The sequence below is a fragment of the Mariniflexile maritimum genome (assembly GCF_009746565.1).
GTDB lineage: Bacteria > Bacteroidota > Bacteroidia > Flavobacteriales > Flavobacteriaceae > Mariniflexile > Mariniflexile maritimum.
In genome coordinates this window covers 182,912-197,706 of the sequence record NZ_WRPN01000003.1, presented here as the reverse complement: position 1 = coordinate 197,706, position 14,795 = coordinate 182,912, and the positions used below count along the sequence as shown (strand labels likewise).

16 protein-coding genes are annotated in these 14,795 nt (G+C 37.7%); 13 read left to right on the top strand and 3 right to left on the bottom strand.

Translation table 11 applies throughout. The features are described from left to right. Positions 1-25 precede the first annotated feature (25 nt). From GQO80_RS06210 to GQO80_RS06200, 3 genes are all read right to left on the bottom strand, one after another. Positions 26-1,492, bottom strand: a complete 1,467-nt coding sequence (locus GQO80_RS06210; protein WP_157207470.1) for a SusD/RagB family nutrient-binding outer membrane lipoprotein — start codon at positions 1,490-1,492, stop codon at positions 26-28. Between the two features lie 21 nt (positions 1,493-1,513). Then, positions 1,514-4,660 carry a SusC/RagA family TonB-linked outer membrane protein gene (locus GQO80_RS06205; protein WP_232333121.1) on the bottom strand — a complete coding sequence of 1,049 codons (3,147 nt, stop codon included), beginning with the start codon at positions 4,658-4,660 and terminating at the stop codon, positions 1,514-1,516. 117 nt (positions 4,661-4,777) lie between these two features. Further along, positions 4,778-6,472: a POTRA domain-containing protein gene (locus tag GQO80_RS06200; protein ID WP_157207469.1), complete on the bottom strand. Its 1,695-nt coding sequence runs from the start codon at positions 6,470-6,472 to the stop codon at positions 4,778-4,780. Positions 6,473-6,649: 177 nt separating this feature from the next. Between GQO80_RS06200 and rpsL the strand changes: the two genes are divergently transcribed. From rpsL to rpmC, 13 genes are all read left to right on the top strand, one after another. Continuing rightward, positions 6,650-7,063 (top strand): 30S ribosomal protein S12, encoded by a 414-nt coding sequence (gene rpsL / locus GQO80_RS06195; protein ID WP_157207468.1) that lies wholly within the window; start codon positions 6,650-6,652, stop codon positions 7,061-7,063. Between the two features lie 93 nt (positions 7,064-7,156). Continuing rightward, a complete protein-coding gene (rpsG, locus tag GQO80_RS06190) occupies positions 7,157-7,633 on the top strand; it encodes a 30S ribosomal protein S7 (protein WP_157207467.1) in 477 nt (158 codons plus the stop codon). Positions 7,634-7,639: 6 nt separating this feature from the next. Then, positions 7,640-9,766 carry an elongation factor G gene (gene fusA / locus GQO80_RS06185; protein WP_157207466.1) on the top strand — a complete coding sequence of 709 codons (2,127 nt, stop codon included), beginning with the start codon at positions 7,640-7,642 and terminating at the stop codon, positions 9,764-9,766. Positions 9,767-9,777: 11 nt separating this feature from the next. Further along, positions 9,778-10,083, top strand: coding sequence for a 30S ribosomal protein S10 (gene rpsJ / locus GQO80_RS06180; protein WP_157207465.1), 306 nt, complete (start codon positions 9,778-9,780; stop codon positions 10,081-10,083). Positions 10,084-10,323: 240 nt separating this feature from the next. Beyond that, complete coding sequence (gene rplC / locus GQO80_RS06175) at positions 10,324-10,941, top strand: 50S ribosomal protein L3 (RefSeq protein WP_157207464.1); 618 nt, start codon at positions 10,324-10,326, stop codon at positions 10,939-10,941. Beyond that, the gene (gene rplD / locus GQO80_RS06170) at positions 10,941-11,570 is read left to right on the top strand and encodes a 50S ribosomal protein L4 (RefSeq protein ID WP_157207463.1); all 630 of its coding nucleotides are present in this window, start codon (positions 10,941-10,943) and stop codon (positions 11,568-11,570) included. The genes rplC and rplD overlap by 1 nt, the downstream gene beginning before the upstream one ends. Positions 11,571-11,575: 5 nt before the next feature. Then, positions 11,576-11,866, top strand: coding sequence for a 50S ribosomal protein L23 (gene rplW, locus GQO80_RS06165; RefSeq protein ID WP_157207462.1), 291 nt, complete (start codon positions 11,576-11,578; stop codon positions 11,864-11,866). A 10-nt stretch (positions 11,867-11,876) separates the two neighbouring features. After that, a complete protein-coding gene (rplB, locus tag GQO80_RS06160) occupies positions 11,877-12,701 on the top strand; it encodes a 50S ribosomal protein L2 (protein ID WP_157207461.1) in 825 nt (274 codons plus the stop codon). A 3-nt stretch (positions 12,702-12,704) separates the two neighbouring features. Further along, entirely contained in the window at positions 12,705-12,983 is a 279-nt protein-coding gene (gene rpsS, locus GQO80_RS06155; RefSeq protein ID WP_157207460.1) for a 30S ribosomal protein S19, read from the top strand. A 6-nt stretch (positions 12,984-12,989) separates the two neighbouring features. Continuing rightward, the gene (gene rplV, locus GQO80_RS06150) at positions 12,990-13,397 is read left to right on the top strand and encodes a 50S ribosomal protein L22 (RefSeq protein WP_157207459.1); all 408 of its coding nucleotides are present in this window, start codon (positions 12,990-12,992) and stop codon (positions 13,395-13,397) included. A gap of 9 nt (positions 13,398-13,406) precedes the next feature. Next, positions 13,407-14,138 (top strand): 30S ribosomal protein S3, encoded by a 732-nt coding sequence (rpsC, locus tag GQO80_RS06145; RefSeq protein ID WP_157207458.1) that lies wholly within the window; start codon positions 13,407-13,409, stop codon positions 14,136-14,138. 21 nt (positions 14,139-14,159) lie between these two features. Beyond that, on the top strand, positions 14,160-14,579 hold the full coding sequence (rplP, locus tag GQO80_RS06140) for a 50S ribosomal protein L16 (protein WP_157207457.1): 420 nt from the start codon (positions 14,160-14,162) through the stop codon (positions 14,577-14,579). Between the two features lie 13 nt (positions 14,580-14,592). After that, entirely contained in the window at positions 14,593-14,784 is a 192-nt protein-coding gene (rpmC, locus tag GQO80_RS06135) for a 50S ribosomal protein L29 (RefSeq protein WP_157207456.1), read from the top strand. Positions 14,785-14,795: the final 11 nt, after the last annotated feature.

Here is a 14,795-nt window from a genome sequence, read left to right as displayed (position 1 = left end):
TATTTTTTTAGATTAAATTTTAAACTTATTTTTTATCCCACCAAATTTTTTCGGTTAATGACCCTTTTTGTTGCAAACTGGTGTTTCTAGTAACTTCATTATCAGGATAAAAAAGAGATTTTGGAGTTTGTCCACCTGGTAAAACGGAGTTTCTTGAAACAATTAGGTTACCAATGGTGTAGTTTTGGGTTCCAAAAGTTACGATTTCGGGATATTTGGTTCTGCTAATTTCAAAAAATGCTTCGATATTATTGATGTATGCCAATGAAGCCCACTTTTGAACCATTACTTGCCTCAATGCGGTTTCAACATTTGCAGAAGGAACATAGGCATAAGCACCCCCTGGAGCCGTTAATGCATTTGCTTGCGCCGCTGTAAGCTTATAAGTTAAAAACGAACTTAAAACACCGGCATTATATTTTGCGCTAGCACCAGCACCGGCGGCATAGCGAATTAATGCTTCAGCCTGTAAAAAGTTACTTTCGCTTACAGTCATAAAATAAACAGGGGTGTTAAATACAATATTTGGTCTTGAAAAAGCCGTAGCCAATATGGAGCCACCATAACTATTTCTGTCTCCTTGGTCTATACCTCTGTGCGCGTTTGTTGCATTTTTACGGTAAACGGCATCAATTCTAGGGTCATTGTTGTCAACATAAAAATTAAGCAAGGATAAACTGGCGATATTGTTTACATCACCAATCCTATCTATTTGTACGTCATAAAAAGGGTTGTTTTTATTTTCTTCCAAAACCGCTGAATAAACAGAAAATTTAGCATCAGATGTGATAAAGTTGTTTTCTGCCATTAAAGTATTAACAGCTGCGGGATTGGCCAAAGTGGTATATGCCATTCTTAAATACATTTTAAGTTTTAAAGTGTTGGCAAATTTTATCCAATCGTCCATGTTTGCATTATAAATTACATCTTGTTTACCAACAGTTGAAGGTACGGGGTCATTTTTATATTTAGTTAAAGCATCGTCAATGCTTGCTATTAACGCTGGATAAATAACTTCCCCAGCGTCAGGAGCTGGATTAATGTTTTGTGAACCCAGCAATGACTCAGAATAAGGTATGCTTCCAAAAAGGTCGGTTAAAACTTGGTAAGTATAAGCTTGTAGCACTGTGGCAATTAAGTATGATCCAGTATCATTTTCGTCTTCTGCAACCTCTTTCACATATTTTAGGTCATTCAAGCCTCCAGCATATAGTTCAGACCATAATCTATTGGCATAATCCGTATTCATATTGTATGAGTCGATGCTCAAATATTGTGATGCAGATGGTGCCTGTGTATGGTATTGCGCCAGAAAGCCTCCTAAGTTTGTTAAGTCACCACCAATAACGGTTGCAATAGAGCCCTGTGCCGCTGTTAAGATAAAACTTTTATCAACACCGGTAGGCGTATTGGGATCGGTATTTATGTTCAAATCTTTTTCACATGAAGTTATCATGATAGTTAGAAAAAGAAATTTAATTATGTTTTTCATGTTTTTTATTTTTAAAATTAATTAAAACCGTGCTTTTAGAGTAACTCCAAGGCTTTTAGTGCTTGGATTAGCACTAAACTCACCAAATTGACTTGATAAATCGGTACCAAAAGTAGAAACCTCTGGGTCAATATATTGGTTGGATGCTGGAGTAAACAATAAGAGATTTCTTCCTACAACACTTATTGATAAATCTTGAAATGGTGTTTGTTCAGTAATTTTCTTAGGGAATCTGTATGATAAGATTACCTCTCTTAATTTAACAAATGATTTATCAATAACATTATCCCTGTCAGTAGCTTCCGCGCTATAATACCTGTTCCAATGTTCAAAATCTATGGCAGTGGTATTGGGTTGGAAAACACCTGGGCTTACTTCTTGAACAGAATTTGGTATAATATAAGGGTTTCTGTCATTTATAGTAGTGGTAATCGAGTTTCCTGTAAACCTTGTTATATCAGCAGTTCTTGAGAACATTAAACCACCTTGTCTAATATCAAAGGTAAATCCTAAAGACACTCCTTTATATGAGAAATCATTTGAGATACCTAAAGTATAATCATATTGAGTATTACCATATATTTCTTTAATAGGAGAAGCTACGGGGATACCATTAGCATCAACAACTATATTACCATTGCCATCTGTTTTGGGGACACTACCTTCCAATAAAGATAAAGGTTGTCCTTTTTTTGCAATTAAAGCAATAGTACTTAAGCCTCCTAACGGAACACGGTCTAATCGATCATCTAGCTCTTCTAAAACAGCATCGTTTGTAGAAAAATTAAAGGATGTATCCCAATTGAAACCATCGGTATTATTGAAAATGCTTAATTTAAGCAGGGCTTCAATACCTTTATTCGATATTACCCCTACGTTAGCCGTTTGGTTGGTATAACCAGATGAAGCTGCAAGTGGTAAATCCAATATTTGGTTTTCTACCTTGGCATCGTAATAAGTGAAATCAATGGATATGCGATTTTTGATAAAAGAAAGTTCCGCTCCAATTTCAAACTCTTTTCTTCTTTCTGGTTTTAAGTTTGGGTTTCCTGCTCTATTGCCTATTTCATAAGCATTAAAGCCGTTTGCGGGGAAAGCCAAAGTTCTAAATCCTTGGTTGTCAATAGATCCGGATACAATTACAGGGTCAATTTGATAAGGGTCTGTATCAACACCTGTTTCACCATAGCCTAATCTTAGTTTACCATAACTCAAAATGTTCTTAATGTCTGGAAACGTATTTGTGGCTACCCATGATGCATTAACACCACCATAAAGTACAGAGCGGTTCTCAACGGGAAGTGTTGAGTACCAGTCATTTCTTATGTTTCCAGTAAGGTATAACATGTCGTTATAAGAAAACGTGGTAGAATTGAACACACCATACAGTCTTCTCTTATTTATTGTAGAAGAAGTAATGGGAGTACTTGCTGAATTTGTTAGCGCATAATAACCGGGGATATCCTGTGAGCTTACAGATGCACTCATTCCAGAACTAAATCTATCATTATAATTAAAACCAAAAGTAGATTCGATATTGAAAGTTTCACTCACATCTAGGTTTAGGTTATAGAATATGTCGTGATTGAACTGTTTCACGATTGATGTCCCTTCGGAATAGGATCCAGGGTCTTTGGTGCTGCTTCCAAAGTTTGGAGTTCCGGGTAAAGGTTGCACAATAGCCTTCCATATTTTAGTGTTGTCGGTATATGAATCGATACCAAATCTATATCCAATGCTTGACCATGAATTTAATTCGGCACTAACATCAAAGGCTCCATATACACGTTCTTTCAGATAACGACTTCCATCCTCGTTTAAAGTAAAATAAGGGTTGGTAACTCCATAGGGTGTATAATAATTTGAAACGCTATTGAAAGGGTCGTTTTTATAATCCTTAAATTCAGTAATGTCTATATCTGTGGGGATTTGCATTAAGTTGTTAATTACTGAAAGTCCTTGTCCTGTTGCAACGGCACTACCAGAAGTATTAACATAATTTAAGCTACCACCAAAAGTTAGAAAATCTAATTTAGAATTAAAGGAAAGTGTTAGTGTATTTCGCTCAAAACTATCAGCATCTGTTGGATAGATACCGTCTGCTGTTGAATTGTTTACAGATATTCTTCCAGTTGTATTGTCCGAACCACCTGCAACCGATAAGTTAGTAACATACGATTCACCTACATCAAAAAAGTTTCTTAATTGATCTTTTTGAAATGCAAAAGGTTTAAGTTTTTGAGAGTTGTTTACAACATTTCCCCAAACACGGATAGAATTGTCAAAACGAGGACCCCAAGAACCATTCTCTCCTAAGTAATGTTGTCCATCCCAACCTTGTCCAAATTCATTTTGGTATTTAGGAGCTCTTAATAAATCGGAAAAAATCATGGATGTAGAAAAATCTATATCCATTTTTGACGATTTTCCTTTTTTAGTAGTAATAATTACCACACCATTAGCCGCCCTTGAACCATAAAGTGCTGTACTTGAAGCGCCTTTTAAAACAGAAACCGATTCAATGTTTTCTGGATTAATATCTCCAGAACCACGACCAAAGTCATATCCACCATTTAAACTTGAAGAAAATCTTGAGCCATCATTAATAGGCACACCATCTACAATATAAAGTGGTTGGTTGCTACCTCCCAATGTACTGAAACCCCTGATGATAACACCAGAAGAAGCACCAGGATCTGTTGATGAATTAGAAATTACAACACCGGCAACCTTACCTTTGATAGCATCAGCAATGTTTGTTTGTGAGCCTTCATTAAGCTCTTCTGTGTTCACTGTTGTTACAGCAGAACCAATGGATGCTTTCTCTCTGGAAATTCCCAAAGCAGTAATAACTACCTCTTCTAGGGTTTGGGCATCCTCTTGCATATTAACATTTAATGAGTTGGAAGCTCCAACCTTAACTTCTTTGGTTGTATAACCAACAAAGCTAAAAACAAGCGTAGCACCTGTATTTGTTTTGATTGAGTATTTACCATCGAAATCTGTAGAAGTACCTGAAGAAGTACCTTTTACTAAGACTGTTGCTCCTGGTAACGGTAAGCCAGAAGGATCTGACACGATACCTGAAACAGTCTTTTCTTGTGCAAACGTTAGCTGCACGACAAACGCTAGTAATAGCGTTAGAATTCCACTAAACTTTGTTTTCATTTTATAATTATTTGAATTAGTCAATGCCAAAAATCATAATAAAAAGTTAATAAAACAATAAATAATGGTTAAAATTTACAGATTTAGCTTAATATTTAAGAAAATAGCAATTAATGATTAGAAATTTGCCATTAAACTGAGATGAATTTTAGAATTGGATAGTTTAAATTTAGAATTCTCAATATTACCGTTGGCGTAATTTAATTTTAATAACCCCGATTTTGTTAAAATACCAAAACCAAGTCCGAATCCGTACAGTTTTTCTTTAGTGTTTATTGTTTTGTTTTCAAAATAACCTATATCTGTGATGGAATGTAGATAAATGGCATTGTTTAACTGGTAGCGATACTCGGTGTTTATAACACTGTAAAGCGATGCATAAATGCTGTTTTCCTCAAAACCCCGTATGGAATGGATGCCACCAAAGCGCAGGAGCTCGTTCTCAAAATAAGTATTTGAATTTAAAACTTCGCCATGAGCCCTAACATAGATGCTATTTTTTAAGTCTAAATTAAAAATTTTGTAGCCATCAACAATAAAATACGATTGGCTTTCTTGTTCATTTTCCTGGGAACGGTTTCCAAAGTTACTCTCTACATAAGCCTGCGAATTAACAGGAAAAAGCATATTACTGGATTGTGTTTTTAAAAACCCGTAGGCAATCGAGTAGAAGGTTGTTTTATAATCGGAAATATTGGAAACGCTTACCGCAGAAAGCAAATTATTGGATTGGGTTGAGGTAATGCCTGTATAAATTTTATGTTGTGGGTTTATTTGGTAGTGTAGTTTTGCCAATTGGTTAACGGTTGTAAACGAGGAATCTCGCTTAAAAATACGCAGTGCCATATCCAAACCAACGGGGGTTTTAAGCAAATAGGGCAGCGATAGGTTGGTCTCAAACGTTTTTTGCTCGCTTTCGTCGTTTCTATACAGCAGTTTAAACGATTCGCCGTAATTTAAGTTGTTGTTAAGGCTTAAGTTTAAATAGCCATTAAATTGCAATTTAGTGTTGTCCTCGGTGGTGCCAAAACCTAAAAAGCCATCAAAGGCATTGCTCTTTGTTTTTTGAAGGTATAAATACAAAGTGGTCGAATCTTTTGAAAACAAGACTTCTGGCGACTTCGTTTCGCTGGCAAATTTCAAATTTTGTAATTGCTCGGTTTTGTTTTTTATGGTGTTCAAGTTAAAGGTTTGTCCTGGTTTAATTTTTAGGTAGTGCTTTAAAAAGGTATGCGGAAAGCGCTCGTAACCCTTTATTACAATATGGTCAATGGTTCTTTTTTGTTCAGATTCACGAACCATTAAGTGTGCCAACAGTTGCGATGCCTCGTTAATGGTGATGTTTGATAGTTGTAATTTAGCAAACGGAAACCCTTTTTCGGCAATTTTACTGTTTATAAGGTTCAGGACCGTTTCAACCTTGTTCAATTCCAGTATAAAATAACGGTCAAAGACTTTATTTGAAACCATATTTATTGTTTTAGAATCAACCAGCGATTCATCAAAATATATTTGTATTGTGTTGTATTTTTTTTTCAGAATTAGTTTTGCCGAAAAAACCGAATCGTTAAGCCTGTAAACCGCTTTTAGTTCGTTTTCTATATAGCCTAATTTATAAAAGGCGTTTTGTACCGAATCTATTTCCTGTTTGATGGATGCATAATTACCGTGAAACTTTTTGTAATTCAATGAATCGATGATGGAGGTTTCCAAGGTCGTGCTCCCTTCAACTTTCAACAACAAATTCTGTCCAAAAACCAGTGTTGAAAAAGCGGTATATATAATAAGGTATAAAAGGAGTGTTTTTTGCACGTTAAAAAAGCTTTTTGGTCTTGTAAATCTAACGGAAAAATAGCACTTATGATATGCGGCATAAGTTATTTTTAAAAATCTATTGAAAATTAATGATTTAGGATTTGAATTTTTCATTTTAATTTCTACCTTTGCAGCCCTCTTAAAAGAGGATTTTAAAATTTATATAGAATATATATGCCAACAATTTCACAATTAGTACGAATAGGAAGAACCCAAATAATCAAGAAGAGTAAATCGGTTGCTTTAGATTCGTGTCCACAACGTCGTGGGGTTTGTACGCGTGTTTACACTACAACACCAAAAAAACCTAACTCAGCAATGCGTAAAGTTGCAAGGGTAAGGTTAACAAATGGTAACGAGGTGAACGCATACATCCCAGGTGAAGGTCACAATCTACAAGAGCACTCGATAGTATTGGTTAGAGGAGGAAGAGTAAAAGACTTGCCAGGAGTTAGGTATCATATCGTTCGTGGCGCTTTGGACACCGCAGGTGTTGCAGGTAGAACACAACGCAGATCTAAGTACGGCGCTAAACGTCCTAAACCAGGGCAACCAGCGGCAGCACCAGCAAAAGGCAAGAAAAAGTAAAACAAAGTTAAAGGTTAAAAGTTGAAAGTTAAAAGTTGGAAACAGCCAATAACCAATAACCAATAACCAATAACCAATAACTTAACAGAAGACATGAGAAAAAGAGCAGCAAAAAAGAGACCGCTTTTACCAGATCCACGATTTAACGACCAGCTAGTTACGCGTTTCGTTAACATGATGATGTGGGATGGAAAAAAGTCTGTGGCTTTTAAAGTATTTTACGATGCCATTGACATTGTAGAATCAAAAAAAACAAACGAAGAAAAAACAGCATTGGATACTTGGAAAGATGCATTATCAAATGTGATGCCTCACGTAGAAGTGCGTAGCCGTCGTGTTGGTGGCGCCACCTTCCAAATCCCTATGCAAATCCGTCCAGACCGTAAGGTTTCAACAGCAATGAAATGGCTTATTAGCTATTCGCGCAAAAGAAACGAAAAATCGATGGCACAACGTTTAGCCTCCGAAATTTTAGCAGCAGCTAAAGAAGAAGGTGCAGCAGTAAAAAAACGTGTAGATACTCACAAAATGGCAGAAGCTAACAAAGCGTTCTCTCACTTTAGATTTTAATACGAAATGGCAAGAGATTTAAGATATACAAGAAATATAGGAATTGCGGCTCATATTGATGCCGGTAAAACAACAACAACCGAACGTATCTTGTTCTATACTGGTGTAAACCACAAACTAGGCGAAGTGCACGATGGTGCATCAACCATGGACTGGATGGAGCAAGAAGCGGAAAGAGGTATTACCATTACATCGGCAGCAACAACTTGCGACTGGGTGTTCCCAAGAGAAAATGGCGAACCTACCGCAGATGCAATGAGTTACCACTTTAACATCATCGATACCCCTGGCCACGTTGATTTTACGGTTGAGGTAAACCGTTCGTTACGTGTATTGGATGGCTTGGTGTTCTTGTTCAGTGCCGTTGATGGTGTGGAACCTCAATCGGAAACTAACTGGAGATTAGCCGACAACTACAAAGTGCCACGTATTGGTTTCGTTAACAAAATGGACCGCCAAGGCGCTAACTTTTTAGAGGTTAACAAACAAGTTAAAGAAATGTTGGGCTCCAACGCGGTGCCAATTGTATTGCCAATTGGTGATGAAATTGACTTTAAAGGCGTTGTTGATTTAGTAAAAAACAGAGCCATTATTTGGCATGAAGATAATTTTGGGTCAACCTTTGATGTGGTAGAAATTCCTGCCGACATGAAAGATGAAGTTCATAAATACAGAGCCCAATTAATTGAAGAGGTAGCTAGTTACGACGAAAACTTATTAGAAAAATTCATGGAAGATGAAGATTCTATTACAGAAGAAGAAGTACACGCTGCGTTAAGAGCTGCCGTTATGGATATGGCCATCATCCCGATGGTTTGCGGTTCTTCATTCAAAAATAAAGGTGTACAGTTTTTATTGGATGCCGTTTGTCGCTACTTGCCTTCTCCAATGGACAGGGAAAGTGTGATTGGTGTTAACCCAGATACAGAAAAAGAAGAAAGACGTAAACCAAGCGTTAACGAACCTTTTGCAGCATTGGCATTTAAAATAGCAACCGATCCCTTCGTAGGGCGTTTGGCATTTTTCCGTGCATATTCAGGTCGTTTAGAAGCGGGTTCTTACATCCTTAACAACCGTTCAGGAAAAAAAGAGCGTATCTCACGCATCTACCAAATGCATGCCAACAAGCAAAATGCGATCGATTTTATTGAAGCAGGCGATATTGGAGCAGCCGTAGGGTTTAAGGATATTAAGACTGGCGATACCATGTCTGATGAAAAACACCCAATTGTTCTGGAATCCATGAACTTCCCCGATCCCGTAATTGGTATCGCGGTAGAGCCCAAAACGAAAGCTGATGTTGATAAATTAGGAATGTCTTTAGCGAAATTAGCCGAAGAAGATCCCACATTTACCGTTAGAACCGATGAAGCTTCTGGCCAAACAATCATTTCCGGAATGGGCGAGCTTCACTTAGATATTATTGTTGATCGTTTACGTCGAGAGTTTAAGGTAGAAGTGAACCAAGGTGCACCTCAAGTGGAGTACAAAGAAGCCATTACCCAAAAAGCACAGCACCGTGAAGTTTACAAAAAACAATCTGGTGGACGCGGTAAATTTGCCGATATCGTATTTACTTTAGAACCAGCTGAAGAAGGCAAAAGCGGTTTGGAGTTCGTTTCTGAAATCAAAGGCGGTAATGTTCCTAAAGAGTTTATTCCTGCTATTGAAAAAGGATTTAAGCAAGCCATGGTAAACGGCCCATTGGCAGGTTACGAAGTGGATGCCATGAAGGTAACCCTGCTAGACGGTTCTTACCACGATGTGGATTCGGATCAATTGTCATTCGAGTTGGCTGCAAAACTAGGATTTAAAGCTGCTGCAAAAGCTGCAAAAGCGGTAATCATGGAGCCAATCATGAAATTGGAAGTTATCACTCCAGAAGAAAACATGGGTGATATTGTAGGCGATTTAAACAGACGTCGCGGACAAGTGAACGATATGGGCGATAGAGCTGGTGCCAAAACCATCAAAGCCATGGTGCCCCTATCAGAAATGTTCGGTTATGTAACCACATTAAGAACCCTATCATCTGGTCGTGCAACATCAACAATGGAATTTTCACATTATGCTGAAACACCTGCAAATATTTCTGCAGAGGTCATTAAAGCAGCAAAAGGCGTTGAAGCTTAAAACTTAAGAAAATGAGTCAAAAAATCAGAATAAAATTAAAATCTTACGATCACAATTTGGTAGATAAATCGGCCGACAAGATTGTAAAAACAGTAAAAAGTACAGGTGCGGTGGTAACAGGGCCAATTCCATTACCAACAAACAAGAAAATTTTCACTGTATTACGTTCTCCACACGTAAACAAAAAAGCTAGGGAACAATTCCAATTAAGCTCTTACATGCGCCTATTGGATATTTATTCCTCATCATCAAAAACCATTGATGCGCTGATGAAGCTTGAATTGCCAAGTGGCGTTGAAGTGGAAATTAAAGTTTAAGCAGATAAGCTTTAATTTACATCCCGAACTTGTTTCGGGATCTCATTAAGAGAAAGTAAAATGTCCTTAACGATGGTTAAGGAAAAACGGAAAAATACAATTCAAGGCTGAAATGTATTTTCGGCCTTGAATTTTTAATATCGCAGGGACACCCGCGTAGAGACGGCTCGCGAACTGTCTATAATAAATTTAACGTAAGGGCAAGTCGCGACTTGTCCGTAAAACAAATAAATAATAATTATGTCTGGGTTAATTGGAAAAAAAATCGGTATGACCAGCATTTTCGATGAAAATGGAAAAAACATTCCATGTACAGTAATCGAAGCTGGACCATGTATCGTTACCCAAGTCAGAACCGAAGAAGTTGATGGCTACAAAGCGCTTCAACTTGGTTTCGATGACGCGACAGAAAAAAGCGCTACTAAAGCGGACTTAGGTCACGCTAAAAAAGCAGGGACTTCTGTAAAACGCAAAATCGTAGAGTTCAAAGGTTTTGATAAGGAGTACAAATTAGGTGACGCAATCACCGTAGAGCACTTTGTAGAAGGTGAATTTGTTGATGTTTCTGGAATATCAAAAGGAAAAGGATTCCAAGGCGTTGTAAAGCGTCATGGTTTTGGTGGTGTTGGGCAATCTACCCACGGTCAGCATAACCGTTTAAGAGCCCCTGGTTCTGTTGGAGCTGCTTCGTACCCTGCACGCGTTTTCAAAGGAATTCGTATGGCAGGTAGAATGGGTGGCGATTCTGTAAAAGTTGAAAATTTAAGGGTTTTAAAAGTAGTAGCAGATAAAAATCTACTAGTTGTTAAAGGTTGTGTACCTGGACATAAAAACGCTTATGTAATTATTAGAAAATAATGAAAGTAGCAGTTTTAGATATAAACGGAAAAGATACAGGTAGAAAAGCAGAGCTTTCTCAAGATGTATTCGCTATTGAGCCTAATAATCACGCTGTATATTTGGATGTTAAACAATATTTGGCAAACCAAAGACAGGGAACCCACAAATCGAAAGAACGTGCCGAGATCTCTGGTAGTACACGTAAGCTTAAAAAGCAAAAAGGAACTGGTACCGCAAGAGCAGGTAGCATTAAGTCGGGCGTTTTCAAAGGTGGTGGTCGTATGTTCGGTCCAAGACCAAGAAATTACAGCTTCAAACTTAACAAAAATTTAAAGCGTTTAGCGCGTAGGTCGGCCTTAAGTATCAAAGCAGGAGAACAATCTATCGTGGTGTTGGAAGATTTCAATTTCGATGCGCCAAAAACAAAGAATTTTACAGCAGTTTTAAAGGCATTAAACCTTGAAAACAAAAAATCGCTGTTTGTGTTGGGTGGCTCAAATAATAATGTATATTTGTCCTCACGTAATTTACAAGGCTCAGAAGTTATAACAGCTTCAGAATTAAACACTTACAAGATTTTAAATGCCAATCAAGTAGTGCTTTTAGAAGGAGCTTTAGAAGGAATTGAAACAAATTTAAGTAAATAGAAACCATGGATATCTTAATTAAACCTATAATCACTGAAAAAGCGACTGCTAATAGCGAGCTAAGAAATTGCTATACATTCGCAGTGAATACCAAGGCGAACAAGATAGAAATAAAAAAAGCGGTAGAAGCTGCTTATGGTGTTTCTGTTAAAAAAGTTCGTACTATAAATGTCCGTCCAGATAGAAGAACGCGTTTTACAAAAACGGGTATTCAACATGGTAAAACAAATGCCGTTAAAAAAGCAATTGTACAACTGGCGGAAGGTGAAATGATTGATTTATACAGTAACATGTAATTAAAGACTAATGTCAGTAAGAAAATTAAAACCAATCACACCAGGACAGCGTTTTAGAGTAGTTAATGGATTTGACGCCATTACTACTGATAAGCCGGAGAAAAGCTTAATTGCTCCGCACAAAAAGTCTGGTGGTAGAAACAGTCAAGGAAAAATGACCATGCGCTATATAGGTGGTGGTCATAAAAAGAAGTATCGTATCATCGATTTCAAACGTAACAAAACTGGAATCCCAGCAGAAGTTAAATCTATCGAATACGATCCAAACAGAACCGCCTTTATCGCATTATTGAACTATCAAGACGGCGAAAAAAGATATATCGTTGCTCAAAACGGTTTACAGGTTGGTCAAACCGTGGTTTCAGGAGAAAATGTAGCTCCAGAAATTGGGAACGCCATGCCACTTAGCCAAATTCCTTTAGGAACCATTATTTCCTGTTTAGAGCTACGTCCCGGTCAAGGTGCTATTATGGCGCGCAGCGCCGGAGCTTTTGCACAGTTAATGGCAAGGGATGGTAAATTTGCAACCATTAAATTGCCTTCTGGCGAAATACGCTTAATTCTTGTAACCTGTATGGCAACTATTGGGGTGGTTTCAAATTCAGACCACCAATTGTTAGTATCTGGTAAAGCGGGTAGAACAAGATGGCTAGGAAGAAGACCTCGTACTAGACCAGTAGTAATGAACCCTGTCGATCATCCTATGGGAGGTGGCGAAGGACGTGCTTCAGGTGGGCATCCTCGCTCTAGAAAAGGCATTCCTGCTAAAGGTTACAGAACCCGTTCTAAAAAGAATCCGACAAACAAATACATTGTAGAACGTAGAAAGAAATAAGACATGGCAAGATCATTAAAAAAAGGACCTTACGTTCATTATAAATTAGAGAAAAAAGTGGCTGAAAATGTGGAGGCCAACAAGAAAACCGTCATCAAAACCTGGTCCAGAGCCAGCATGATAACGCCCGATTTTGTTGGACAAACCATCGCAGTGCACAATGGCCGCCAGTTCGTTCCTGTTTATGTAACAGAAAACATGGTAGGTCATAAATTAGGAGAATTTTCACCAACACGTTCATTCCGTGGGCATGCAGGTGCTAAAAACAAAGGTAAAAAGTAGTAAGCTATGGGAAGTCGTAAAAAACAAATGGCAGACGCTATTAAGGAAGCAAAAAAAGACATTGCTTTTGCAAAACTTAATAATTGTCCTACCTCACCAAGAAAAATGCGTTTAGTAGCCGATTTAGTAAGAGGTGAAAAAGTTGAGAAAGCACTTAATATCTTAAAGTTCAACCAAAAGGAAGCTTCTGCTAAATTAGAAAAATTGCTTTTATCGGCAATTGCTAACTGGCAATCAAAAAACGAAGCAGCAAGCATTGAAGATGCAGAGTTGATCGTTAAAGAGATTAGAGTAGATGGAGGCGCCATGTTAAAAAGATTGCGTCCAGCACCTCAAGGTCGCGCACACAGAATAAGAAAACGCTCAAACCACGTAACCATTGTAGTTGGGGCAAACAATAACACACAAAGCTAAGATAGAAGTATGGGACAAAAAACAAATCCAATCGGAAATCGCTTAGGTATTATCAGAGGATGGGAATCCAACTGGTACGGAGGTAATGATTACGGAGATAAGCTTGCCGAAGACGATAAAATTAGAAAATACGTGCACGTACGTTTATCTAAAGCTAGTGTAAGCAGAGTAATTATTGAAAGAACTTTAAAACTTGTAACCGTTACTATCACTACTGCAAGACCCGGTATCATTATCGGTAAAGGTGGCCAAGAGGTAGACAAGTTAAAAGAAGAACTTAAAAAAATTACTGGAAAAGAAGTTCAGATCAACATTTTTGAAATTAAAAGACCTGAACTCGATGCATTTTTAGTAGGAACAAGCATCGCACGCCAAATTGAAAACAGAATTTCATACCGTCGTGCCATAAAAATGGCTATTGCTGCTACAATGCGCATGAACGCAGAAGGAATTAAAGTTCAAATCTCTGGTCGTTTGAACGGTGCTGAAATGGCACGTTCAGAACACTACAAAGAAGGACGTATTCCTTTATCAACCTTTAGAGCCGATATTGATTACTCACTTGTTGAGGCACACACAACCTATGGTAGGTTAGGTGTGAAAGTGTGGATTATGAAAGGTGAAGTATATGGTAAAAGAGAACTTTCTCCGCTAGTTGGTTTATCCAAAAAGCAAGGAAAGGCAGGTGCTGGAGCAGCACCACGTGGCGGAAATAATTCCAAACCACGTCGTAGAAAGTAATTTTTTATAAAGTAAAGAAAAATGTTACAGCCTAAAAGAACAAAATTTCGTAAGCAACAAAAAGGACGTATGAAGGGTCTTTCTCAAAGAGGACACCTTCTATCAAACGGATCTTTTGGTATAAAATCACTCGAATCTGAGTTTTTAACATCACGTCAAATAGAAGCAGCACGTATTGCCGCTACACGTTACATGAAAAGAGAAGGGCAACTTTGGATTAAAATTTTTCCAGACAAGCCAATTACAAAAAAGCCTCTTGAAGTGCGTATGGGTAAAGGTAAAGGTGCCGTTGAATATTGGGTAGCCGTTGTGAAACCAGGAAGAATGCTTTTTGAAGTAGGAGGAGTATCGTTGGACATCGCAAAAGAAGCGTTACGTTTGGCAGCTCAAAAACTACCAGTTAAAACTAAGTTTATAATTGCTCGCGATTACGAAGCATAATTTATTTGATATTATGAAACAATCAGAAATTAAAGAATTATCAGTAGCCGAGTTACAAGAGAAACTTGGTGAAACAAAAAAGAGTTATTCTGACCTAAAGTTAGCTCATGCAATATCTCCTTTAGAAAATCCAATCCAGTTACGCAAGGTGCGCCGAAGCGTTGCTAGAATTGCGACCGAATTAACTAAAAGAGAATTACAATAATTCTGCTAAAA